This is a genomic window from Photobacterium phosphoreum, from assembly GCF_002954725.1.
GTDB classification, from domain to species: Bacteria; Pseudomonadota; Gammaproteobacteria; order Enterobacterales; family Vibrionaceae; genus Photobacterium; species Photobacterium phosphoreum.
In genome coordinates this window covers 1,062,787-1,088,830 of record NZ_MSCQ01000001.1, presented here as the reverse complement: position 1 = coordinate 1,088,830, position 26,044 = coordinate 1,062,787, and the positions used below count along the sequence as shown (strand labels likewise).

The following is a 26,044-nucleotide window of genomic DNA, read 5'->3' as shown; positions in this document are numbered from 1 at the left end:
TATCCGTCGTTATATCTATATATCAATAGTACGTAGTTTTTCTTTAAGATATAAAAAGTTATAGTGCGTTATCTAAACACGTTACTCTGTAAATAGATCTCGATTGGGATCAGATTGCTCAGCCCACTCGGGATCTAACTCGCGCTTTTCGAAATAAATTTGTAAGCCATTAAAATAAGTAAACGCAGTTAATTCTGATTCTTTACCGAAATGTTCAAAGAACACATCTTCATGGTCAGCTAATTCTACTAACGTTTGTATACCCCGTTCTAATGCCCATTGAATCGCTGGTGGCGCAATAATGGTACGGTACAACATCAATTGCTTAATATCTGTCAACGCAACCTTACGCAGCCCTGTTGTTGAACGTCGTAATGGTTGTGCATTCGCCTGTTCCTCAGCAAGCAGTGCTCGTAAACTAGCAAGGCTCGATTCTCTCTCAGCTGGTGAATAGCCATACGTTGTTTTACAAAAGCGTAAGGCATAGGTCATTTTATCTCGCCCCACCAGCTCAATGACTTGCTCTAAATAAGGCTGTGGAATAGCGTACAAAGCGGCTAATTGAGTCACGGCGTGGTTTAAGCTGGTATAGATGATGCCATCATATTCAAACTGAAAAGTCGTTGTCACATCGTAGCAAGGTAGCCCGTCAATATTAATCGGCCAGCCAGCATAATTCACTCGCTCTTTGGCTATTTCAAACATCTTCCAGCCGCTGATACGGAACCCTTCTAGCGCCTTTCCGTCCATTTCAGACGATTCAAGCTCTTCTTTAGTCCAATTAACACCAATCTGTAGATGTTTATGATATTTCTTATGTAGCTGTTGTTTCACTTTGTCACGTAACAAATCTAAACTGCTGACCTTTACTGCATTAGCAAAAGCAAAACACTCTTGGCAGCACGGCAACATAATCGGCAACGTTTGGTTATCATAATTTGGAACAGCCATAAATGCATGACTGTCAAAATACGGTTCGCCACAGAACCAACAGGTATGGCGATAGTCAAAAGGCACATCGATATTATGGTATGAAGAAGTCATTTGTCTGCTATTTATGAATGAAAGTACATTGGGTATTATGCAAAGACTCTACACCAACAACAAGATGATTATTGATCACGAAGATTATTGATCATTTTATCGGCAAGTTGTTGAAACAGCGCTATCTCATCTAAGCTAATATTTTTTGTTATTTTTACCTGAATCGCATTATCAATAACAGCCAGCTTTTCAACAATCTCCATTCCACGCTCAGTCACACATAAATACGAACTGCGCTTATCAATCGGATTTGGGGCTTTGATAATGAATCCTTTCTTTATTAGGGTGCTTACTAAGCGTGTTATCTGTGCTTTATCTCTTTCTAATACTGTTGCTATATCAATTGCTGTACATGGTCTCATCTTATTAATGATCTTAATCACGCGCACATGCATCGGTGTAATATCAAGCTCAAGTTGTTCAACGTCCTCATGTAATTGACGTTTTAACGCATGTACCAATTGATACAAACTCTCTAACGATTTATTAATTACCATTACTTATTCACTCCCTCTATCTCTATTTAGCACAATCACGATTCGACATAAGGTTGACAACATCAACCAAATTGAATTATAGTTGATACTGTCAACCATGGTTACATTTATCTCAATAAGAGTACAGTCATGACTAAAGAAAATATCTACCGCGTTACTATTGAGGAACTCGCCTCTCACCCCTCTACAGATAAAACGATACAATTTGAATTTCAAGATAGAGAAGATCTTTTTAAGATCATTGAAAATTTAAAGCAAGGTAGTGGATTAGATGCGACACAAGCAACCAGAGTCGGTGTTTCTCTGCGATTATTAGGTCCAGTAATGATGATGAATCGCAAACATCCTCTTTTTGCAGAGTTTATGCCTCACTTTAAAACACTCATGATCAAGCTAAAAAATACCGTTAAAAGCGCATTAATCGATAAATAATTTCATCTACCTCAATCTACTACTTAAAGATACACAAATAGCAGCTCGAGACTAATTAGCACATAACATTAAACCACAAACCAATTAATGTTATTACTGTCTGAGTATTGATTTTATTTACTTGCCAATACTTTTTTTTTACATACACTCGCGCGATATTTATTTTGTCCGTGATATTTACATGAAAAAACTAATAGTTAACTCAATGTTAGCTTCAACACTGTTATTAAGTGGCTGTGTCACTTTCCCTACCCCTGAATCTGCTAAAGTTGATGTGATTTGGGATGATGTACAAGCTATTGAAAATTGTCAACGAATGGGAATTGTCTACGGCTCAGAAGGCCATTTTTATGACTATTGGTTTCATGCAGATAAAGACATGGTATGGGGAACGTTAAACCAAATGCGCATTAAAGCTGCCGCATTAGGTGCAAACACTGTGTACCTCTATCAACCACTTGATTTCTCTAGCTCGGTTACCATGTTTGCTAATGCCTATTTATGTCACGAACCTAAAGTTACCCCAGCAATCAAACCTGAAGTAATACCAACCGTTAAATAACACGATTACTATTCTCTTCTCGATTTATACTCTTAGTTTAGGACAGCCATTATTATTAATGACTGCCCTAAGTTAGCTAAGGCTTCTGTGATAACACATCCGTAATATCTTGAGCAGTATGACGCTCAGGTAACTGCTCCCACACTTCACCCCAAGTTCGATTGACAATACGCCCTCTTTGCACCGCAGGACGATTTAATATCATCGTAGCCCAACGTTGCACATGGGTATAACTCGCCACATCAAGAAACTCTCTTGCGTTGTAAAGGTACCCTAAGACTAAATTGCCATACCATGGCCACATTGCAATATCCGCAATACTGTATTCATCACCCGCAATGTAATGATTATTTGCTAATTGTTTATCAAGTACGTCTAATTGACGTTTTATTTCCATCGTAAAACGATTAATCGGGTATTCATATTTTTCTGGTGCATATGCGTAAAAATGACCAAATCCACCACCGAGATATGGCGCAGATCCTTGCAACCAAAATAACCAATTCATCACTTGTGTGCGATCATTACCAGACTTGGGTAAGAACAGGTCAAATTTTTCAGCCAAATAAAATAAGATTGAACCTGATTCAAACACATTTATGGCGGGGATTTCTGAATGATCAACTAAAGCGGGAATTTTTGAATTAGGATTAACATCAACAAAACCAGAAGAAAATTGATCACCTTCCTCAATATTAATTAAATGCGCATCATAATCAGCATCCGATTTCCCCGCTGCTAACAACTCTTCAAGCATAATCGTTATTTTTTGCCCATTAGGTGTTCCCATCGAATAAAGCTGTAATGGGTATTTACCAATGGGTAATGATCTTTCATGTGTTGAACCAGCAACAGGACGATTAATTTGTGCCCATTTACCGCCACTTTCACTATCAAATTGCCATTGCTTCGGTGGGATATATTGATTTTCCATGTTAACTCCTAACCATTGTTATTTGTTTACTGACAATCTCACGAATACATTTATTTCTTTTTATGCTTGATCGGCAATAATGCTATCTACTAGATTACCCATCGTAGTTGAATGGATTTTTGGTTTTAAATACAGTGGATTATAAGGAACACCCGTTCTATCAATATAAGCTGCATCTAAACCTGCTGATAAAGCACCATGTGTATCCCAATCATGGGTCGCCACTAGGCATAATTGATCTATTGGTTGTTGTAACTTTGTTGCTGCAAATTTATAAACGGTAGGATCAGGCTTAAAACTTCCCGTTTCTTCTACTGAGATAATGTCATCAAAAGAGTCTGTTAATTCAGCATTTTTCATTTGCATTGAAATAAGGTTCAATGATGAATTCGATAATGCGACCACTTTAAAACCATGTTGACGCAACTTACTAAGAGCAGGTTTTATATCAGAATGCGGTGATAAATTTGAAAAAGCGCCAAGTAACTCAGTTCGCTGATCTTCCGTTAATTGGATTTTATAATTAACAGCAATAGCATCAAGAACAATAGTTGCGAGTTCTGCAAAGTTACTCTTTACCTTAGTAGTAATACAAACAGTTGAAAGATGCAGTAACTTTGAAAACCATAAAGATAACGCATCTTCGCTACCAAAAGTTTCCTTAAATATTGGTTTTAAAGCGCCTAAATTTAAAACCGTTTCATTTATATCAAAAAGTATCACTTTTTTGTTCATATAATTACTCTTTACAATAAGTTAAACGCTTAAATGACATCCTTATCGTGGCATACCCATAATTAACATTGATATTTCTACTTGTCCAATATTCTATATACCGATTAATTAGATGATATATTCCAAAGAACAAAAGCACTCTGGACAGCCATATATTTTAGCGGTCTTTATATCACGAGCATGGCCCTAAAAAGAATCAACACTCTCATGCCCTAACAATCGAAAATCCCAACGTTCTACCTGATTATTTTCAAGGCGAGCAATTACCTTTGCTTTCCAACTTTCTGATAATTTCGCTTGTTGTGTTAACTTTAAAAGTCCTGCTTTGTTTAGCGGATCACCAAAAAAAACATCACAGACTTCACGTAACGTCATTACATTAGGTTCTTGAGCAATTAATATCAGTGGCTCATCAACACTAACCATTCCTGCTTGAATAACACGATATAACCAACCACAACGACTTATTTGCTGCATATTCAGAGAAAAGTTATCAATACCCCAACGTTTATTTAATTTAAAGCAAGGTGAACGAGGTTGGCTGACTTCAATAATGGCTTCTCCCCATTGATAACGATCCCCTAAACACACGGTTTCCTCTGTCATACCAATCGAACTTAGGTTTTCTCCCATTCCGGGCGCAATCCAATTAACATCAATGCTATATTGCTGCTGCCAATAAGCATAATGCTCTAAGGGGTATTGATGTAGTGCACGCTCTAATCCACCATGATGACGTAAATCAGCACATTCATCACCTTCCAAGCCTTTAAGAGACAAATATAAACGCCCCTCAACCAAAGATTTATTTATCGCAGTTTGAAAGCCATAACAATGCTCAACGTTTCCGCGATAAATATTATGAAGATAGTTTTCCTTTTTCATACTTACCTTATTTACTTACTGAGTGTCGCCTCAAACAATTATAATGTAGATCGTTTAAACCCTATCATTTAAGTGTCAAAAGAGCACTCTGGACAACCAAATCTTTATCATTGTAATATCGCCCCCTAAAAAATAAACCATTCCACCAACAACAAACTCTTTTACTATCAAATTTACGGCTTATTATTTTAATTCTTCATTAAATCTGTCACATCCCTATATTGCAGGATCGACAACGCCCGCAATCCTGACGGTTATTGCGGTATTTGAATTTATTTATAAATAATGTCTAACTAGGATGTAACTGATGACTCGCAGATTTCCCTTTGCACCAATGTCCACCAATACGTTGTTTGAATGCACACATCTGTGACCATTTGCCACTCACATTAGCATAACGTTCCATAAATTGTTCACTATGCTCAAGCCAAGCGTCTGATGTTATTCCTAATTGTTGCAAAATCTTTGGTTGGTTAGATCCAATAAAACCTTTTTTATCATTGCGAATACAGCGACCAGTCCAATCAATAAGTTCAAGATAATCTGCAAAAGCAAAGTTTATCCCGACTGTTTTTGCCTGATGTTCACCACCAACAAAGGGTAATAACTGAAAATGATTAGCACTTGATGATGCTTTACTTGAACGAGAAACTTTAGTTTGATGGTATTCACGAATACGTTGCTGAATTGAGGTGAAATCAGACTGCTCGAGTGACGGTGTAACGCCTGCCCTGATCGGATTCAAATCAACGTACATCATACAAGATAATAACGCTTGTTCATCCAATAATGCTTGAGACTTAAACCGTCCTTCCCAAAACGCACCTTTACATTGATCTTCTTTATTAGCTTTTCGCGCTATTTCTTCATTAAGACAGCGCATAAACCAGCTAATACTGCCTAAGCGTTGTTGCCATTCAGCTACTAAATTTGATAATGCTTGTTGTTTGTCAGCGGCTATTTGACCTTCTTTTAAAAAATCGACAGCGATAGGATTACCACTAAATAACTGTAACCAACGTGATATCACCTCTTCTGGCGTTAACTTTTGTTGCTGCTCGGTGTCTATTTTTAGCACTAAATGATAATGGTTATTCATCACAGCATAAGCACAAACATCAATGCAAAATACAGCGGCTAATTGTTTGATTTTATTTACTATCCAACCACGACGATGTTGATAGTTTTTACCGTTATATGGGTCATCACCACACAAATAGGCACGACGAACACAGCGATTAATTACATGATAAAAAGGCGTAATGTGAGGCTCTATCAATTTCCGTCTTGAGATTGTCATTAGTTTCACCATAAGCAACTTGAAGCTTAAGTGTAGTTACTTATGGTTGATGCGCAATGTTATGGCTGTCCATTGTTTTTACCGATGTATTATCTATCAACTAACCGAGTTTGAGATAACCGTTTTGTCGTTGTAATGCCTCCTAAAACTATTTTCTTCGACACTTTATTGAGTCTCTTTCTGATTAAATATCAATCTCCTAGCGAAATCCCTATTAAATCTAACAGTTATCACAATTCCATGCTTGTAGTATGGGGGCATAAAGCGGTAAAATATGTGCCCTCTTTTAGTCATGAGTATGTTTAATGTCAGAACAGAAGCGAAAGGCCCTCAAGAAAATTGCAAAATGCCTTGAGTTGGGTAATTCAGCCAATGTAAACGAAGCAGCCCAAGCCATTCGTATGGCTCACCGCCTCATGCTCAAATATGGTCTAGAAAAAGACGATATTGAATTTATTAAGATGGGCAAAACCAAATCGAAAACATTACTACCAACGGATATTAGTGCACAAATTCTTAAGATCATTCGTGGTATTAATCGTCGCTTTGGGGTTGAGTGTGTTCTTACTAATTACAAAGGCTTAAAACAAGCTGAGTTTATTGGTGCTGCAGAGCGCGCTATTTTTGCTGCATTTGCATTTGATATTGTTTACCGTGAAATGAATCAACAAACAGGGCAATTCCGTAATAGCTTTGCTGGCACAGGTACGAGTACATCAGAAGTCGCTCGTCGCGTGTCATCATTTCTCGCGGGCTGGCTTGAAGGCGCATTAGAAAAACTGCCAGTATTAAATACCGATGATGACCATGATCAGCGCATGGCGAACTATATCGATAAGCAGTTTGAGAATTTAGATCGTGAAACATTTAAAAAACAACTTCAAGAAGCGATGAAAGCACTCACTGATGATTACGAAAAAGGCATGAAAAAAGGCCGTTCTATTTCAGTAAGCCGTCCTGTTGGTGGCACAAGCGCCCAACAAGAACTCAAACGATTAAATTAACTTTATCGTTTCTGAACAAAAAAGTCGCTTTTGCGGCTTTTTTTATAAATATCCCTTGTAACAACCAGTTATAGCAATAAATACCGTATGGCTAATTTATAATTAAAAATACCAATTGAACAATAAAAACACCATTAAACTTGTCTTATTAGCATCTAAACGTAGCTTTTTGAACAAGTCGTTTAAAAAAACAGCAAAAGAATCAATTTCAATGTAAGAACATCAAAGAAATGGGATTTATCTCTCATTTTTATGATAGAATGAATCAAAATCCCTTATTTCTATAGCCTTTAGACATGAAATTTCCTGGTCAACGTAAGTCAAAGCATTACTTCCCTGTCAATGCTCGCGATCCATTGGTTGTTCAAATTCAACAAGAAAACCCATTAGCTAAATCACATCTTGTTGGCGTAGGTCAAACGATTGTTGATATTGAAGCGCGGGTCGACGATGACTTCTTAGCCAGACATGCTCTAAGTAAAGGCCACTCTTTAGTTCTTGATGAAGATAAAGCGGAACTCCTATACCAAGAGTTAAAAGAACGTAAACTGATCAGCCATGAATACCCTGGCGATACCATTGGTAATACGTTACATAACTACTCTGTTCTCGCTGATGATAAATCCATCTTACTGGGTGTGATGAGTAAAGATCTTAAAATTGGATCTTACGCCTACCGCTACCTATGTAATACTTCTAGCCGTATTGATCTTGATTACCTTCAACCTGTATGTGGTCCTATTGGGCGTTGTTACACGCTGATCACTAAAGATGGCGAACGTACGTTTGCTATCAACGAAGGTCAAATGAATCAATTAAGTCCTGATAGTATTCCTGAGTGTGCATTTAAACAAGCCTCAGCATTAGTACTTTCTTCTTATTTGGTACGCGGTAAACCTACCGATCCAATGAAAGATGCGGCACTAAAAGCGATTGAATTTGCGAAAAAGAATAATGTTCCTGTCGTACTGACTCTTGGTACTAAATATGTCATTGAAGACAAGCGTGAATGGTGGATTGAATTCATCAAAGAACACGTTACTTGTATCGCAATGAATGAAGAAGAAGCAGAAGCACTGACTGGCGAAAAAGACCCACTAATGGCTGCTGATAAAGCGCTAGAATGGGTTGATATGGTATTATGTACTGCTGGCCCTGCAGGTCTTTACATGGCAGGTTACACTGATAATGAACTAAAGCGTGAATCAACGCTGCCATTATTGCCAGGTCGTATTGCTGAATTTAATAAGTATGAATTTAGTCGTCCAATGGCTAAAGCTGATTGCATCAATCCTGTTCGTGTCTACTCTCACATTGCCCCTTACCTTGGTGGCCCGATGGAGATAAAAAACACCAATGGTGCCGGTGATGCAGCCCTATCTGCTCTGCTACATGATATGTCAGCGAACCGTTTCCATAAAATCAATGTACCGAACTCTGCTAAACATACTGCTAATTTTTTATCGTACTCTTCATTCTCACAAATTTGCCAATACTCAAACCGTGTCAGTTACGAGGTGCTAATTCAACATGCGCCACGTCTTTCTCATGGCTTGCCTGAACGCGAAGACTGTTTAGAAGAAGCTTACTGGGAACGTTAATCAACACTGATTACCTTTTTCTAAAAAAGAGCGAATGATCGCTCTTTTTTTATATCTTTACTCGTCAACAACTACTCTCATTTCTACTTGTCGCTCACCTTACCAATACTATAAATAACAGCCCTCTCGTTTATTCAGCCTACAGTCTTAACTTATTGAAACTAAATTATAAATATATAAAACACCTAAATTATGACTATTTTTACAGCATTTTTCTGTGCCGATGCTAATCAAATAACAACTCTTAACTAAGATCACATTGTCGACATTCAATCAACAGCAAACTGTGACCAAGTTAAAGGAAAACGTTTTCACTACTATATTTTAGTAAAAGTTTTACTAAAATCGTATCTATGTTAACTAATTCGATGGTTTATAACGTCATCGGTTTGGTGGTTTATTTCTCGCATCTTTTGGTAACACTCTCATTTCCAGTCTGAGTTATCATCGATTTGATTCAACGGAGGACATTATGTCTGAATCTATGCGCGGTACGATTGGAAAATTTGCTTTACTATCTATGACATTTGCAGCTGTCTTCAATGTCCGTAATATTGTTAACAACAACATCGAACTAGGGTTAAGTTCAGCCCCCATTTTTCTTTTTGCCACCTTGATCTATTTCATCCCTTTTGTTTTCATCATTGCTGAATTTGTCTCTGCGAATAAAAACTCCGAATCAGGTATGTATGATTGGATCAAACAACCTCTTGGCACCAAAGCGGCTTACATGGGGTCATTTTTATACTGGTTTGTAAATCTATTCTGGTTTATCTCATTGTTACCTAACGTTATTGCTTATGCATCTTATGCGATGCTCGGTTATGAATATGCGTTTTCGCCAATGGTAACGTCGATGATTTCAATTGTCTTATTTGCGGCTGCCACCCATATATCAACCAAAGGTGCATCATGGCTGGGTAAGATTTCAGAAATCGTTGCCTACGGAGTCTTTGCCTTATTTGCTGTTTACGTCATTGGTGCATTAATGGCATTAAATGGCGATACCCCACCCGTAGAACCTATCACTTTAGAAGCCATGACCCCGACGATTAATTGGGCAACATTGGGTATTATGTGTTGGATTTTCCAAGCCGCAGGGGGTGCAGAAACCGCAGCAGCTTACTTAAACGACGTCAAAGGCGGACAGAAATCATTCATTAAAGTGATCATCGCAGCCGGTGCTATTATTGGTAGCATGTATGCGATTGGCTCACTATTGGTTAACGTGTTTGTTGCACGTGGTGATCTCTCTTACTCAGGTGGTATGGTTGAAATATTCACCGGCATGGCTCACTACTTTGATCTTTCTGCACCATTAGTCGGACGTTTTGTCGGTATCGTACTATTTATTGCCATGTTTGGCGCAATGATGATGTGGACCGCAGCACCGGTTAAAATTCACTTTTCAGAAATTCCTAAAGGTGTTTACGGTGAAAAAACTACCCAGCTAAATAAGCATGGTGTACCTGTACGCGCAGCATGGTGGCAATTTGGTTTTGTATTAGTGATGCTAATCGCTAACGGGTTTGGTTCAGAATCAGTGCAAGAGATGATGAGTACTGCGATTAATTTAACCGCAGGCACGGCAATGCTACCGCCGATCTTTATTATGGTGGCTTACTTTGTATTCCGTCTTAAACATGATGATACCCCGCGCGATTTCCGCATGGGTTCACGGATGTTTGGTATGGGTATGGTGTCGGTACTGATTGTTATCTTTATCGTGAGTATGACAGCTTCTGCTTTCCCTCCAGGTGTTGATCTTGTTAAAGCATTCTTTATCAATGTGTTTATGACAGCAGTTTTTGCAGGGCTGGCTTACTTATGGATATCTCGTTTCGAGAAAAAAGCGGCTAAAACATCAACATCAACATCAACATCAACATCAACATCAACATCAACAAAGAATAAAACAGCAACTCAAACTCACTAATTATTAATATGCCCCTAAACAAAAGGCCGATGCGGTTATCGCATCGGCCTTTTCATTTATAGGGTTTGTATTACAACTTACTTAAGTGACTAGCACTCATTAATTGCATTACGAACACGCTTATCAGAAATTGGATAAGGCGTACCTAACTGTTGAGCAAAGAAACTCACACGCAGCTCTTCTATCATCCAGCGGATTTCTTTAACCTTATCAGGTACTGGCTGCCCTTTCGGGATCTTATTCAATAACTCTCGGTAGTCATTAACTACTGATTCAACTTTTAAAATATGAACCCGATCTTTATTAGGATCAATGGGCAGTTTTTCCATGCGACGTTCAATGGCACGCATATAACGTAAAATATCAGGCAAACGCTTCCAACCACACTCAGTTGCAAAGCCTTTAAATATTAAACTTTCAATTTGTGCTTTAATATCTGACATTGCAAACGCCATACGTAAATCAATACGACCTTTTAAACGCTTAGAAATATTAAATGCCGTTGTTAGAATTTCTTCTACTTGCTTAGCAATCTCAACCACGGTATCGCCAAGTTCTGCACGTACATATTCTTTCAGTGTTTCAAAGGTTTCAGGCTGCCAAGCTAAGCCGCCCTTTTGTTCGATCAGCTTATCAATACCACACGCAATACAGTCATCAATGAGATCAAGCACACGACCGTACGGGTTAAAATACAGACCTAACTTCGATTTGTTTGGCAAGTTTGAATGCAAATATTTAATCGGTGACGGTACGTTTAATAAAATCAAACGACGTTGTCCGGCTTGCATCGCGTTATGCTGTTCTTCTTCGGTTTCAAATAATTTGATACCTACAGAATCTTTGTTATCCGTTAACGCAGGGAATGCTTTAACTTCAAAGCCACCACGTTTTTGTTGATAACGCTCAGGCAACGCACCGAAGCTCCACGTTTTCAAACCTTCTTGCTCAATATCATCATCAGCCACTTGCGATAATGTTTCTTGAACTTTTTCTTTCAAGTTATCTTTTAAGCCATAGATATCTTTGCTTTCACGTAACTTACGATTGTGATGATCAACCGCACGATAAGTGATCTTAAGGTGATCAGGGATCTGCTCTAATTTCCAATCTTCACGAATTAAGGTCACACCTGTCATTCGTTTCAGCTCTTTTTCGAGCGCATCAAGTAACGGCATTTCTAACGGCGTAACACGCGCAAGAAAAGCATCAGCATAGTTTGGCGCTGGTACAAAGTTACGACGTAACGGCTTTGGCAATGATTTAATTAACGCAACCACAAGTTCATGGCGTAAGCCGGGAATTTGCCAATCAAAACCATCAGGCTTCACTTGGTTTAAAATAGCTAGCGGTACATGAACCGTTACACCATCGTTATCTTCACCCGGTTCAAACTGATAGCTTAACTTCAGTTTCAAGTTACCTTGATGCCAAAAGTTAGGATAATCAAGATCAGTAACATGGCTAGCATCACCACGGAACAACATTTCACGTTCAAAGTTAAGCAGCTCTGGATTTTCTTTAGCGGCTTTCTTCCACCAGCCATCAAAATGACGACCTGACGTTACACTTAAATCAATACGTTGATCGTAGAAATTAAACAGCTCATCATCATCAATCAAAATGTCACGACGACGAGATTTATGCTCAAGCTCTTCAACTTCACGCAATAACTTACGGTTTTGCTGATAGAACTTATGCTTAGTATCCCAATCACCTTCAACTAATGCTGAACGAATGAAGATTTCACGAGATAACGCAGGATCAATATTACCGTAGTTAACTTTGCGTTGACTAACTACTGGAATGCCATACAAGGTGATTTTTTCAAACGCATGCACTGCAGCTGATTTTTTCTCCCAATGGGGTTCGCTGTAGCTACGTTTGATTAAATGTTCAGCTAATGGTTCAACCCATTCAGGCTGGATTTTTGCGCCAATTCGACCCCATAAACGTGAGGTTTCAACCAGCTCAGCCACCATTACCCATTTCGGCTGTTTCTTGAAGATGCCCGATCCTGGGAAGATATTAAAGCGAGCATTACGCGCACCTTGATATTCGTTCTTCTCTTGGTCTTTCATACCGATATGTGATAGCAAACCACTCAACAATGCGATATGAATACCGTCATAGCTGGCTTCATTACCGTTCATTTTTAACTCAAGCTCTTTGACCACTTGGTTAACTTGGTAATAAATATCTTGCCACTCTCGAATACGTAAGTAGTTTAAGTATTCTTTCTTACACAAACGGCGGAAATGGTTATTAGATAATTCTTTCTGCTGCTCTTGAATGTAATCCCATAAATTCACAAACGTCACAAAGTCAGAGTCTTTGTCGTAAAAACGACGGTGTTTTTCATCTGACTGCTGCTTTTTATCTGATGGACGTTCGCGTGGATCTTGAATGGATAGCGCACAAGCAATGATCATCACTTCACGCAATGAACCTGTTTTAGGTGCTTCCAATACCATACGAGCCAAACGTGGATCGATAGGTAAACGCGCTAACTGACGGCCAAGATTTGATAAACGCTTACGTGGGTCGGTTGCCTTAGGGTTAATTGCCCCTAATTCTTCTAGCAAACGAATACCATCTTGAATATTGCGATTATCTGGCGCTTCAACAAATGGGAAAGCGTGAATATCGCCCAAACCAATTGCCGTCATTTGTAGAATAACGGACGCTAAGTTAGTACGCAGAATTTCGGGATCGGTAAACTCTGGGCGTGATAAGAAATCATCCTCAGAATACAAACGAATACAGATACCTTCTTGAACACGGCCACAACGCCCCATTCGCTGATTCGCACTGGCTTGTGAAATCGCTTCAATCGGCAAACGTTGTACTTTAGTACGGTAACTATAACGACTAATACGCGCAGTACCGGGGTCAATAACGTATTTAATCCCAGGTACGGTTAGTGACGTTTCCGCTACGTTGGTAGAAAGAACGATTCGACGACCATTATGCGACTGGAAGACTCGATTTTGTTCATTAGCAGATAAACGCGCATATAGAGGTAAAACTTCCGTATGGCGTAAATTGCGTTTTTCTAATGCATCTGCGGTATCACGAATTTCACGCTCACCGTTCATGAAGATTAGAATATCACCTAACCCTTCATCACACAGTTCATCAACGGCATCGAAAATTGCATCAAGTTGATCGCGATCGGTATCATCACGTTCTTCAACCACTGGACGGTAACGCACTTCTACAGGGAAAGTACGGCCTGATACTTCAATAATAGGTGCATTATTAAAGTGTTTTGAAAAACGTTCAGGATCGATAGTTGCCGACGTAATAATAACTTTTAAATCTGGACGCTTAGGCAATAGTTCACGTAAGTAACCCATGATAAAGTCGATGTTAAGACTACGTTCGTGCGCTTCATCGATAATGATGGTGTCGTATTGACTTAAAAAACGGTCGTGCTGAATTTCAGCCAGCAAAATACCGTCAGTCATTAGCTTAACGTGGCTACGCTCAGAAACTTGATCGTTAAATCGAACTTTATAGCCGACATGCGAACCAAGCTCACACTCCATTTCCTCGGCAATACGTGTCGCAACAGAGCGCGCAGCAAGACGACGAGGCTGAGTATGACCAATCATACCGTGAGTACCACGGCCAAGTTCTAAACAGATTTTCGGTAACTGGGTTGTTTTACCCGAGCCCGTTTCACCAGCAACAATAACCACTTGGTTATTTTTAATCGCTTCTGCAATATCATCTTTTCTCTGGCTAACAGGCAACTGAGCTGGATAAATGATTTTAGGGCGATGATTGCGGCGTAATTCCACCATTTGCATCGATTTAGCAATATCTAACGCAATTTCATCAAATACCGCGTGCTTGGCTTTTTCATTTTTAATTCGTGCCGCACCTTGCACACGTTTGTGCAATCGAAAACGATCGCGCATCATGCAATCTTTAATCGCGGCTTTTAACGTTTTTTCATTATTCAAAACGTCTGGTTGAGTTTGGTTAGACTGACTCAATGTTATTCCTGACTTTTCAATGACTAAGTAAAACCCAACCTGCAAATTTTAAGCATGTGTTGAGTATAGAAATACTACAAAATTTTTGTTAATTCTATCACAAAATCAGGCCATTGCAGCGCGCTAAAAAGACAATTACTCACAACAGCCTAATCCACTCAAAAAAAAGCCCATTTATGAGGACACATAAATGGGCAATATCTTGCTTATAAATAGCGATAACAACTAGGCCGATATTAATACTTGGTCGTGATCATTAATCAAATTAGCTAACCACTTCCGGCCACGAATACGATAAGCCGTTAAGCCAACCTTGACCACTTCTTCTGCCAAAATAGCCATTAATACCCAGTGCAAAGGCCAACCTAAAAAGACACCCGTAAAGATAGCCAGTGGAATACCTATGCCCCATTGTCCAAATAAGTCTATGAAAATACTGAATTTAATATCACCGCCACTGCGTAATACACCGCCAATACCCACCATATTAAACACTTTTAAAAATAACCCGAGCGCCAATACCATCGTCACATTTAACGACATCGCTAAATTTGGAGTATCTGCCCGTTGTAACCATATAGTTACAGTGTCACTTGCCAGCCAAATCGAAATACCTAGCACAAAGGCCATCGACACACTGAGCCCAATAAAGAACCATGATTGATGCCAAGCCCGTTGGTAATTCTCAGCGCCTAATTCATGCCCTAAAATAGTCGAAGCAGCAACGGCAAAGCCAATGAAGGCGGAAATAAGTACCCCTTCAATCGGTGATAACAAGCTGATAATCGCAAGCTCTGTGACACCTAACTGAGCAAAAATAAAACTGTAAACTAAAACTCCCATCGCCCAACCAGCATCATGAATGATCATAGGTAAAGCAATAGCAAAATAGCGTTTACGGGCTTGTGGCGTTTTAGCCGTATTGATATCAATAGCTAGAGGTAAGATTTCACGATGACGATAATACGTTGCGACCAATAGAATCACCGTTTGAATGCCACGCGAAATTGTCGTCCCTAATGCTGCACCAGCAACGCCCATTTCAGGGAAACCGTATAACCCAAAAATCAATAATGCATTTAAGGTCGCATTTAATAGCACCGCCACCAAACCAACATAAGTGGGCATTTTAGCTTCACCAACTGCGCGTAAAGCGGCCTCTAAAGGTACAACGATTGCGGTAAAAATAATGCTCCAACCACAAACGTACAAATAGTCTTTTGCATGCATCACAAAATCAGCTTGATCGCTAATCACACCCACAATTTGTTGTGGAAATAAACGATAGATAATCGCAAAAGGTAACGTAAAAACAATCGCACACACCCAAGATTGTAATAAGGTTCGACGCACACCATCCATTCTTCCTGCGCCAAAATATTGGGCAGCTAATACCCCAACCGCACCACTAACGCCAACCACCAACAGTAAATTAAAAAAGAAAATACGATTACCAATCCCTACCGCTGCAACCGCAGATTCGCCCAATTTTGACACCATCAGCACATCGACTAAACCCAGTAATGCAAACAACATCGACTGCATCGAGACGGGTAATGCTAACCGCCACGTTTTTTTCCAAAAATCTTTATCTGCTGATGTGCGCCATGTTGTCATGATTAAATACTCAATTAACGGTTTCGTTGTGATAATGATCATACCTAAGATTGTGAATTTACAGTTATTCTAAGTAATCAAAAACGTTTGCCAAACTATCAACTTTAATCTGATAAGGACTTTTAAATGGCATGGTTTGAACATTTAAATATTTCATCATTGTGCCAATCAATCATTATTGACCAAGTACAATCATTAGCATTGGAACAAAAACATATTATTCAATGTGGGCTGAATTACGGTAAAGAAGCGTTTACTATTTATCGCCGTAATCCTGATATGCATATGCTACTGTTTACTATCAAAGGCCGTGGAATACTTAACACTCCAACTAAACAATGGGATTTAGAACCCGGTTATGTGATTTACGTTCCCCCTGGATATGAGAATGGGTTTGATATTAATCCTGATGATAATAATGATCTGATTTGGGATATGGCATGGGTAATGTTAGAACAACATAGCTACTGGAATCAGCGTTTACCCCATGAGATAACCTATCATCAGTCACAATCAGGTGCATTATTGTTTCAAACTATCAGTTGTCTGCAACAAGCACTGTGTTTGAACTATCCTCTTGCGGATCAACTATCAACTAATATTACTGAACAACTTTGTTTACTGATTACCAATCGTACCGCCCCTCATTCACCACTAGCATTACAGCGTTTGGAGCATGTCTTTCAACAAGCTAAACAACAATTACATCATCCGTGGAAAGTCAAAGATCTGGCAGCACTGTATCCTTGCTCTGAACCACATTTACATCGTTTATGTCAGCAATATTATCACCATGCGCCAATGGCACGGTTAACACATTTGCGAATGGAACATGCCGCAGGTTTATTAACTACCACCTCATGGCCAATTCAGCATGTTAGTGATTTTTGTGGTTACCCTAATCCCACCAATTTTAGCACTCGCTTTAAAATATGGAGTTCTTTTAGCCCGCGTCAATTTAGAGATCACTTTCAGAACAAATCTTGAGCACTGAACCCTAGAATCAATCAACATTATGTATTTTATTTTCTATCGATGACCTATATCGGTTAAGCTTATAGTTATAAAATCAATAACACTTAAGTACTTGATGCTATTAAAGGGAACCCTCATGCCAAATTGCTTTGCTTACTGTTATCTACTCAATGGCGATCATCCCAAACAAGTACTGACCCTTGATAAGATTAATAATTGGCAACCCGATGATGGCTTACTTTGGCTACATCTCGACTTCACTCAGCCACAAACACAACAATGGATACAACAAAGTCATTTACCTGACATTGAAAAAGACGCATTACTTAACGATCATGACCGCCCTCGATTAAATCAAACTAAAGATGGCTTTTTTTTAGCATTACGCGGTGTCGACATTGATAAAAATGCGCAAGGTAAACTCTCAGATCAGATGCTATCTATTCGCTGTTATTTTACCAAAAGCCTTATTATTACAACGTCAAATAAACCTGTTATAGCTATCTCACGTATAGCGGCTCATATTGACGGTGGCTTTGGCCCAACCTCTATTGGTAACTTTATTTTAAGTTTATGCGATCATCTTGCTAGCCATAAACTGAAGGTCATCGATACCCTTGACGAGCAATTGACAAAGCTTGAAGATCAAGTAATGACAGAGAGTGATATTAATCTCCGTAACAACATTGCAGTGTTACGCCGTGAAACTGTTCGCTTACGGCATTACATCACACCTCAACGCGATGCATTAGCGAAGTTAATCACTATCGAGACACCGTTACTGTCTTTAGTTGAGCGTCAAAAAATCCACGAAGTAAATGAAAAAATAAGCCATGCGCTTGATGATCTTAATGCAATTCGTGAGCGAGCAAATGTCACTCAAGAAGAATTAATGAGTTTGCAATCTGAAACATTAAATCAACGTTTATATTTCCTCTCGCTTATTACCACCGTCTTCTTACCGCTCGGTTTTTTAACTGGCTTATTTGGTGTCAACCTTGATGGTATTCCAGGTGCAGAAGATCATTTATCTTTTTCAATTTTCTGTGGATTATTAGTCGGGGTATTAATGCTACAGCTGGCGCTCTTCTATCGACGAAAATGGATTTAACATATAAAACTGCAAACGTATATTTAGCGACTGTTATTTATATCGCATATCGTTATAAACTTAATCGTTAGTTATACGCAATTATCATCAAAATAAGGGCCACAATGTTTTCAACATTACGAACTTTGTTTAGACAAGTTATGAATGAAAGTGCAAGTGCGGGCGCTGTTGATACCCCAACACTTCATTTAGCGATGGCTTCACTGCTTTGTGAAGTAGCTAATGCCGATCATGATCGTGACCCACGCGAAGAACAAGCGAAAACGCAACTGCTCATTAAACTACTTGATACCACAGAAGAACAAGCAACAATATTACTGAGCCAAGCACAAGAGCAAAGCCAGAAAGCAGTTTCTTTGTATGAGTTCACTAATAAGTTACGTGAATTATCACAACCGCAACGTTACCAATTAATCGAAGCGATGTGGCAAGTGGCCTATGCCGACGGTGTGATTGATCCTTTAGAGGAAGCAGTGATCAGACAGGTGTCTGACTTGATCTATTTAGATCATCCTGAATATATCCGCGCAAAACTCAATGCAGGTAAATTAGCGTCATAATTTAAGTCGTCGCCAGTTTTACTTGACCACTTCCGCTAAACCAAACAATACCACGGTAGATTTTCACTACCGTGGTTATTTTTATACATATCAATTAGATAATATTATCTCTCTCTTTTAATGAATATCTATGATACGACTCGCTTTCTTATATTTAATGCGCCATCCTTGCCAACGTGGTAGCTCCCACCGCTTTGGATCTTGCTTACGATTACCCTGAAGATAGTGTGCAATCACGGTTTTTCGGCTGATCTGATATTCAATCCGCATCTCAAAATCATTTAAACCCACACTGTGCGGGTATTGATTATCGAACTCTTCACGTTCCCAATCAGGGATACCATCAAACACAAAATCTTCAGCACTGAACAAAGCAATATCGTCAATCGTTTCTATTCCAAGATCGGTAATCTGCTGTGATAACCACACAACGACATCAACCGTTTCCGGTGCTCGCTGACAAATATCGGCTTGATAACGCCCTAACGCTAAATATAAATTCCATTGGTGAATATCAATGGTTAAGCGTGCCGCTAGCCCTGTTAATACTTCATTAGCTAAAATCAAATCGACAATCGCAGTACCTGCCGCATCACCACTGACATCTTGCCATTGGGTATCAATCACTCGTCCTGCATAAATTCGTTCAATTGCGGTTTGAAAATGACCCGCACTGGTTTCAGTGGTTTGTCCTTGCTGGTTTTCACCGAGATCAAGCGCTACTATTTGTGACAGCGTCACAGGTGCAATGCACGTGGCTAAGACTAGGTTTTGCTTAATGCCCTTACCGGGTAATGCAAATTGGTCAAATACCACTGCGGCATCTGATACTTGCTCATGTTCAATACCAAATAACGTATCACGGCTTAACGTTACTTCATTAAAGCCATTACCTAATGCTTGCCGACGTCGCTCTCGACGCACATAAACAAGTTCAGGCACTGCGGTAATGACAGCCTCTATCCACGGTTGGCGACGAAATGCACTTGCCGCCTCAAGTTGTGGTAATTGCAACACTTCTCGCATTTTGGCGGCTAATAATCGTGCTTCTGCGCGCATATTGTCATCAACGGTTAACCATTCGGGCACGACATCAGCTCGAACGATTTTAATTAACGCGGTCGCATCGCAATATTGCTGCCCTAGCCATAAAAACAATGCTTGCTGGTCTTGCTCTGATTTAGGTGGCTGCCACAGTTTTTGTGGAATAGATAATGCTGCCGCTAAATCAACCATGGCTTCTTGATGACGACGTTCAGGCATTGCGGTAATCAAATGGGCAAATAACGTATCAATCGGGAGTTGATATAGCTGCCGCCCATAATCAGTCACCACTTCATCATCAGTAACAGCTTTCATGGTTTGCAATGTCTGAAATGCACTCGCCAAGGTCTTTTCTGGCAAAGAGTCAATAAATGTTAATTGTGAAAATTTGGCATCACAACATAAAGCCGCCAAATAGGGTTCAACTAACTCTTCACGTTGTAATTCTGCGGGTGTTAACCGTTCCAACGGTGCTGCTTTACCGTATAAACGTAAACAAACGCCATCTTTCACACGACCAGCGCGCCCTTTACGCTGCTCAGCACTCGCTTTTGAAATTGCATGCAGTGATAACACCGTACGACCATTGCGCTGGTGGGTACGGCGTTCTAATCCTGAATCAATAATTAACGTCACACCGGGAATAGTCAGCGATGTTTCAGCAACATTAGTGGCTAAAATAATACGTTGCTTGCTGCTTGCGGTTAATGCCCGTTGACGTTCATTATCAGTAACAGAAGCATGCAGTGGGATCACATCGATTTCATCAGCAGCAATGCCATCAGCAAAATAACGACTCAATGCTTGCGTGGCTGCCGTTATTTCTTTTCTGCCCGGTAAAAATACTAATACATCTTGATGATCAGCATAGTGCTGACTGACTAATTTAACGATCCGTTGATCTAGACGATCATCACTAGGCATGGTTTGGGTATCAGTTGCATGATGATAAACATCCACCATGAAATTACGCTCTGTCGCATACAAATGAGTCGCCTCTAAATACTCAACTAACCGTTGGCTATCCATGGTGGCGGATGTTGCCACCAAGCGATGACTTTGACGTTGTTTTAATAATGCTAACAGTAAATCAGTATCCCAACGACGTTCATGAAATTCATCAATGATCACCGTATCAAACAAAGCTAACTGATCATCACTTAACCAACGTAATGCAACCCCCGGTGTCGCAAAGACCACTTGAGTATCGGCATCAAAATGTTGTTCAAAACGGATCGCATAGCCAACGGATATCTGCTGGGGATTAGTAATGGTTGTAGTGAGATATTCGGCTAACGAAGTACAAGCTACCCGCCGTGGTTCAACCACCAACACGCGACCTAATTCCGCAGCCCACAAGGGTAAACGGGTTGATTTTCCTGAACCGGTTTCAGCCTCAACCACAATATGTTGCTGAGATAATGCTGCTAAAAAATCGGACTTAATTCTATCGATAGGTAGTGAAGAGTACATAATTCAATCTATTACTGATTCTGACTCTGTCATTGTGACAATATTCAGCAATGTTGTCATCGTACAGCCGTTATAGTTGCTGATTCCATAAACAATCATTAGTTAATTTCAATAAATATGTCAGTTTATCTCCACAATAATTGACTTTTTGCTGTAACTCCCTAGCCTTACAGCATCAACTTATGGAGGCTGTGCCGTATGACTAGCAAAACCATTTTTAACCCTGAATTATGGGAAGCCGTTCCGGGCTTTAACTTTGAAGATATCACTTACCATCGTGCTAAAGCGCATGGAACAGTACGTATTGCCATTGATCGTCCTGATTGCTTAAATGCCTTTCGTCCTAAAACTGTCGATGAACTTTACACCGCGCTTGATCACGCTCGTCAATGGTCAGATGTAGGTTGTGTATTAATTACCGGTAATGGTCCATCTCATAAAGGACAGTGGTCTTTCTCATCAGGTGGCGATCAACGTGTCCGTGGTAAAGATGGCTACAAGTACGAAGGCACAGACGGTGGCACTCCTGATATTGCACGTATGGGCCGCTTACATATTCTTGAAGTACAACGTCTCATTCGTTTTATGCCAAAAGTCGTTATTGCGGTTGTTCCGGGTTGGGCTGTTGGCGGTGGTCATAGCTTACATGTTGTTTGTGATTTAACCCTTGCTTCTAAACAGCATGCGGTATTTAAACAAACAGACCCTGATGTTGCTTCATTTGACTCTGGCTATGGCTCTGCCTATTTAGCCAAAATGATTGGTCAAAAACGTGCACGTGAAATCTTCTTCTGTGGTTTTAACTACAGCGCTCAAGAAGCTTATGACATGGGTATGGTTAACAAAGCGGTTGATCACTTTGAGCTTGAAGAAGAAGCACTACGTTGGGCGAAAGAAATTAACAGTAAATCCCCAACAGCAATGCGGATGCTTAAATACGGCTTTAACTTGCCAGATGATGGTCTGGTTGGTCAGCAATTATTTGCAGGTGAAGCAACCCGTTTAGCTTATGCATCAGAAGAAGCTAAAGAAGGTCGTGATGCTTTCTTAGAAAAACGTGATCAAGATTTCAGTAAGTTCCCTTGGCATTATTGATCTCAGTAATAAAAACGGAAACAAACTAATCACGTTACAGTGGTAATTTGCGACTAATGCACAAATCAAACAAAGCTCTTATTAAAGGGCTTTTATTTTATAAAACGATAATTTATTGCAAAAAATCGCCAAAAAATCACTTATTAATAAAATAAACATCAGAAATATGATCGTTTTCTCGAAATAAATCACTCTACCCTTTGAATTATCAACGATGAAGTTCTAGCATTAGCAGAATTGAAATTCTCAGCCCTTTTTCTGGCTAATCGCAACAGAGTTTATCGTATGAACAACAATAAAAGACCTCTATACATTCCCTACGCTGGCCCAATACTTCTTGAGACGCCACTGCTAAATAAAGGCAGCGCATTCTCTGTTGAAGAACGCATGTTCTTCAATCTAGAAGGTCTTCTGCCAGAAGCTATCGAATCAATCGAAGAGCAGACTGAGCGTGCTTATCAGCAATATCAGAAATTCGATAACGATATGGATAAGCATATTTACTTACGCAATATCCAAGACACTAATGAAACGCTTTTCTATCGTTTGGTAGAGAATCACATTACAGAAATGATGCCGATCATTTATACGCCAACCGTTGGCTCTGCCTGTGAAGATTTCTCAAATATCTACCGTCGTGGTCGTGGTCTTTTCATCTCTTACCCTAACCGCGACCGTATTGATGACATGCTAAATAATGCATCTCGTCAAAATGTTAAAGTCATTGTGGTCACTGATGGCGAACGTATTCTTGGTTTAGGCGACCAAGGTATCGGCGGCATGGGCATCCCAATTGGTAAACTGTCTCTTTATACTGCTTGTGGTGGTATTAGCCCAGCTTACACTTTACCTGTTGTACTTGATGTAGGTACCAATAATCCACAACGTTTATCTGATCCTATGTACATGGGTTGGCGTCATACCCGTATTACGGGCACTGAGTATGACAATTTTGTCGATGACTTTATTCAAGCAGTGAAGCACCGTTGGCCTGAAGCATTAATTCAATTTGAAGATTTTGCTCAAAAAAATGCGATGCCATTACTTGAACGTTACAAAGATAAAGTTTGTTGTTTTAATGATGATATTCAAGGTACTGCGGCTGTTACGGTCGGTTCATTATTAGCAGCATGTAAAGCAGCTGGCACTAAGTTATCAGATCAACGCGTTACTTTCTTAGGCGCTGGCTCTGCTGGTTGTGGTATTGCTGAAGCGATTATCGCGCAAATGGTTGCTGATGGTATTACCGACGCACAAGCACGTAGCCAAGTATTTATGGTGGATCGTTGGGGCTTATTAGTTGAGAACATGCCTAACCTACTCAACTTCCAACAAGCATTAATCCAAAAGAACACCAACATTAAAGATTGGGAACTATCGGATAACAACATTTCATTATTTGATGTTATGCGTAATGCTAAACCAACCGTATTAATTGGTGTTTCTGGTGTACCAGGATTATTCAGCGAAGAAGTGATCCGTGAAATGTACGCTCACTGCCCACGCCCTATTATCTTCCCACTATCAAATCCAACCAGTCGTGTTGAAGCAACACCGTTTGATTTGATTCATTGGACAGAAGGTAATGCATTGGTCGCGACAGGTTCACCGTTTGATCCTGTTGTTTATGAAGGTAAAACCTACCCGATTGTTCAATGTAATAATAGCTACATTTTCCCAGGTATTGGCTTAGGCGTATTGGCTGTTAATGCTCGTCGTGTCACCAGCGAAATGTTGATGGAAAGTAGCCGTGCGTTAGCTGAATGCTCACCATTAGCCATTCATGGTGAAGGTCCATTATTACCTGGTCTTGAAGAAATTCAAAAAGTATCACGCAAAATTGCTTTTGCTGTCGCTAAGAAAGCCGTAGAACAACACAAAGCACCTAAAAATTCAGATGAACGTATTCGTGAAAAAATCGACGCTAACTTCTGGCAATCAGACTATCGTCGTTACAAACGTACTTCATTCTAATTAAGCGTTAAGCTGCTTTTAACATCCGAAGTGTTAGCAAATACTTCGGATTTTTTTATTTAAAGCGCTTTAATGCATGAACTTGTGCACAAAACCCACAAACTCTCTCTATTAGTACTTCCGTTTTAGCTTTTTTGAACAATAATATAATTTATTAAGGTAATATATTAATAAAGCATTACATTTTTTAATTTGGATAAATATGAAACTGCTCAACATTATTCGCATTACTGCAGTTATTTTTATCATCTTTGTTGCTACGTTATTATTACTTGATCGTTGGGTTTCAGCACAAACAGAAAGCCAGATATATCATGACCCAGCAAAACTACCTGCTTATAAAGTCGGGTTAGTCTTGGGAACCAGTAAATATATTGCTAAAACGCTTAATCCCTATTATACCTACCGTATGTCTGCCGCTATCGACCTCTATAAAAAGCATAAGGTTGATGTTTTTTTAGTCAGTGGTGATAACGCACATCGTTCATATAATGAACCTCGAACAATGAAGCGTGATTTATTAAAAGCTGGCGTGGCTAAAGATGAAATTGTGCTCGATTATGCGGGTTTTCGTACCCTTGATTCTGTGGTGCGCGCAAAAGAAGTCTTTGATACTAATCATTTTGTGATTATTACTCAGCAGTTTCATTGTGAACGGGCATTATTCATTGCTGATCACTACAACATCAATGCTACTTGTTTAGCAGTTAAAGAACCTCAACGTGGTGTAGCTAGCTTTAAAATTCGAGTACGAGAAGTCTTTGCGCGTGTCAAAGCCATGATCGATTTATTTGTCTTACATGTGCAGCCTAAATTCTTAGGACCCAAAGAGCCAATTATTGATCCTTTAATTAAAACCCAACCAAATCCGCTGCCTGTGGCGAGCACTGAGAATGTTCCTACAGACACGACTACACCATCTTCAGCAATAAAAACGATCCCATAGCTATCAATTTTTAGCACTAAAAAAGCCAATCGAAATAAAACGATTGGCTTATCAGTTAACCCCAGAAGAATACGACTAACTGTGTTTTTTATTATTCATTTTATCAAGCATTCGCTTTCGAACAAATTTTATATGTTCCTGAGCTTCTTTATGAATTTTTTTAGATAAACACAACTTTTTTTCTTTCATTCTCTACTAGCCATATTAATAAGCGATCCATTGCTTATTAAAGCTTATCATATATATAAATCATCTACACTTACTATATTAAACAAAATTATATAAAGATAAACAGCACTATAACTGTAACTATCT

Annotated in this window: 20 protein-coding genes; 11 read left to right on the top strand and 9 right to left on the bottom strand. The window is 39.4% G+C overall.

Annotation, left to right across the window (positions count from 1 at the left end; genetic code table 11):
• Positions 1-81: 81 nt before the first annotated feature.
• A complete protein-coding gene (locus BTO21_RS04800; RefSeq protein ID WP_045030379.1) occupies positions 82-1,044 on the bottom strand; it encodes a hypothetical protein in 963 nt (320 codons plus the stop codon).
• A 68-nt stretch (positions 1,045-1,112) separates the two neighbouring features.
• The gene (locus BTO21_RS04795) at positions 1,113-1,541 is read right to left on the bottom strand and encodes a MarR family winged helix-turn-helix transcriptional regulator (protein ID WP_045030376.1); all 429 of its coding nucleotides are present in this window, start codon (positions 1,539-1,541) and stop codon (positions 1,113-1,115) included.
• A gap of 129 nt (positions 1,542-1,670) precedes the next feature.
• Between BTO21_RS04795 and BTO21_RS04790 the strand changes: the two genes are divergently transcribed.
• Both BTO21_RS04790 and BTO21_RS04785 read left to right on the top strand, forming a co-directional pair.
• Positions 1,671-1,973 carry a DUF3861 domain-containing protein gene (locus BTO21_RS04790; protein ID WP_045030374.1) on the top strand — a complete coding sequence of 101 codons (303 nt, stop codon included), beginning with the start codon at positions 1,671-1,673 and terminating at the stop codon, positions 1,971-1,973.
• 181 nt (positions 1,974-2,154) lie between these two features.
• Positions 2,155-2,535, top strand: coding sequence for a DUF4156 domain-containing protein (locus tag BTO21_RS04785; protein ID WP_045030372.1), 381 nt, complete (start codon positions 2,155-2,157; stop codon positions 2,533-2,535).
• 76 nt (positions 2,536-2,611) lie between these two features.
• On the opposite strand, the gene yghU is transcribed toward BTO21_RS04785, so the two are convergent.
• From yghU to BTO21_RS04765, 4 genes are all read right to left on the bottom strand, one after another.
• Complete coding sequence (yghU, locus tag BTO21_RS04780) at positions 2,612-3,469, bottom strand: glutathione-dependent disulfide-bond oxidoreductase (RefSeq protein WP_045030371.1); 858 nt, start codon at positions 3,467-3,469, stop codon at positions 2,612-2,614.
• Positions 3,470-3,529: 60 nt separating this feature from the next.
• Positions 3,530-4,204, bottom strand: a complete 675-nt coding sequence (locus BTO21_RS04775; RefSeq protein ID WP_045030370.1) for a haloacid dehalogenase type II — start codon at positions 4,202-4,204, stop codon at positions 3,530-3,532.
• 186 nt (positions 4,205-4,390) lie between these two features.
• A complete protein-coding gene (locus BTO21_RS04770) occupies positions 4,391-5,089 on the bottom strand; it encodes an MOSC domain-containing protein (protein ID WP_045030365.1) in 699 nt (232 codons plus the stop codon).
• A gap of 289 nt (positions 5,090-5,378) precedes the next feature.
• Positions 5,379-6,389 carry a transposase gene (locus BTO21_RS04765; RefSeq protein ID WP_105026707.1) on the bottom strand — a complete coding sequence of 337 codons (1,011 nt, stop codon included), beginning with the start codon at positions 6,387-6,389 and terminating at the stop codon, positions 5,379-5,381.
• A gap of 305 nt (positions 6,390-6,694) precedes the next feature.
• Here BTO21_RS04765 and BTO21_RS04760 point away from each other — a divergent pair, with 305 nt between their 5' ends.
• From BTO21_RS04760 to BTO21_RS04750, 3 genes are all read left to right on the top strand, one after another.
• On the top strand, positions 6,695-7,393 hold the full coding sequence (locus tag BTO21_RS04760; RefSeq protein ID WP_045028593.1) for a DUF2786 domain-containing protein: 699 nt from the start codon (positions 6,695-6,697) through the stop codon (positions 7,391-7,393).
• Positions 7,394-7,689: 296 nt separating this feature from the next.
• Positions 7,690-8,994, top strand: a complete 1,305-nt coding sequence (locus BTO21_RS04755) for an inosine/guanosine kinase (RefSeq protein WP_045028594.1) — start codon at positions 7,690-7,692, stop codon at positions 8,992-8,994.
• Between the two features lie 472 nt (positions 8,995-9,466).
• A complete protein-coding gene (locus BTO21_RS04750) occupies positions 9,467-10,930 on the top strand; it encodes an amino acid permease (protein ID WP_045028596.1) in 1,464 nt (487 codons plus the stop codon).
• An 89-nt stretch (positions 10,931-11,019) separates the two neighbouring features.
• On the opposite strand, the gene hrpA is transcribed toward BTO21_RS04750, so the two are convergent.
• Positions 11,020-14,901 (bottom strand): ATP-dependent RNA helicase HrpA, encoded by a 3,882-nt coding sequence (hrpA, locus tag BTO21_RS04745; protein ID WP_373455477.1) that lies wholly within the window; start codon positions 14,899-14,901, stop codon positions 11,020-11,022.
• A gap of 258 nt (positions 14,902-15,159) precedes the next feature.
• Entirely contained in the window at positions 15,160-16,551 is a 1,392-nt protein-coding gene (locus BTO21_RS04740; protein WP_045028597.1) for an MATE family efflux transporter, read from the bottom strand.
• Positions 16,552-16,677: 126 nt separating this feature from the next.
• On the opposite strand from BTO21_RS04740, the gene BTO21_RS04735 reads away from it, so the two are divergent.
• The 3 genes from BTO21_RS04735 to BTO21_RS04725 all read left to right on the top strand — a co-directional run bounded on the left by BTO21_RS04735 (position 16,678) and on the right by BTO21_RS04725 (position 19,197).
• A complete protein-coding gene (locus BTO21_RS04735; RefSeq protein WP_045028598.1) occupies positions 16,678-17,538 on the top strand; it encodes an AraC family transcriptional regulator in 861 nt (286 codons plus the stop codon).
• A gap of 124 nt (positions 17,539-17,662) precedes the next feature.
• Positions 17,663-18,637: a zinc transporter ZntB gene (locus tag BTO21_RS04730; RefSeq protein WP_045028599.1), complete on the top strand. Its 975-nt coding sequence runs from the start codon at positions 17,663-17,665 to the stop codon at positions 18,635-18,637.
• A 104-nt stretch (positions 18,638-18,741) separates the two neighbouring features.
• Positions 18,742-19,197, top strand: a complete 456-nt coding sequence (locus BTO21_RS04725; RefSeq protein WP_045028600.1) for a tellurite resistance TerB family protein — start codon at positions 18,742-18,744, stop codon at positions 19,195-19,197.
• A 117-nt stretch (positions 19,198-19,314) separates the two neighbouring features.
• Here BTO21_RS04725 and BTO21_RS04720 read toward each other — a convergent pair whose 3' ends face one another.
• On the bottom strand, positions 19,315-21,714 hold the full coding sequence (locus BTO21_RS04720; protein WP_045028601.1) for a helicase-related protein: 2,400 nt from the start codon (positions 21,712-21,714) through the stop codon (positions 19,315-19,317).
• 198 nt (positions 21,715-21,912) lie between these two features.
• Between BTO21_RS04720 and BTO21_RS04715 the strand changes: the two genes are divergently transcribed.
• The 3 genes from BTO21_RS04715 (at position 21,913) to BTO21_RS04705 (ending at position 25,729) form a co-directional block, all read left to right on the top strand.
• Positions 21,913-22,809, top strand: a complete 897-nt coding sequence (locus BTO21_RS04715; RefSeq protein WP_045028602.1) for a 1,4-dihydroxy-2-naphthoyl-CoA synthase — start codon at positions 21,913-21,915, stop codon at positions 22,807-22,809.
• 285 nt (positions 22,810-23,094) lie between these two features.
• A complete protein-coding gene (locus BTO21_RS04710) occupies positions 23,095-24,783 on the top strand; it encodes an NAD-dependent malic enzyme (RefSeq protein ID WP_045028604.1) in 1,689 nt (562 codons plus the stop codon).
• Positions 24,784-24,985: 202 nt separating this feature from the next.
• Entirely contained in the window at positions 24,986-25,729 is a 744-nt protein-coding gene (locus tag BTO21_RS04705) for a SanA/YdcF family protein (protein ID WP_045028606.1), read from the top strand.
• The last annotated feature ends 315 nt before the right edge of the window (positions 25,730-26,044 follow it).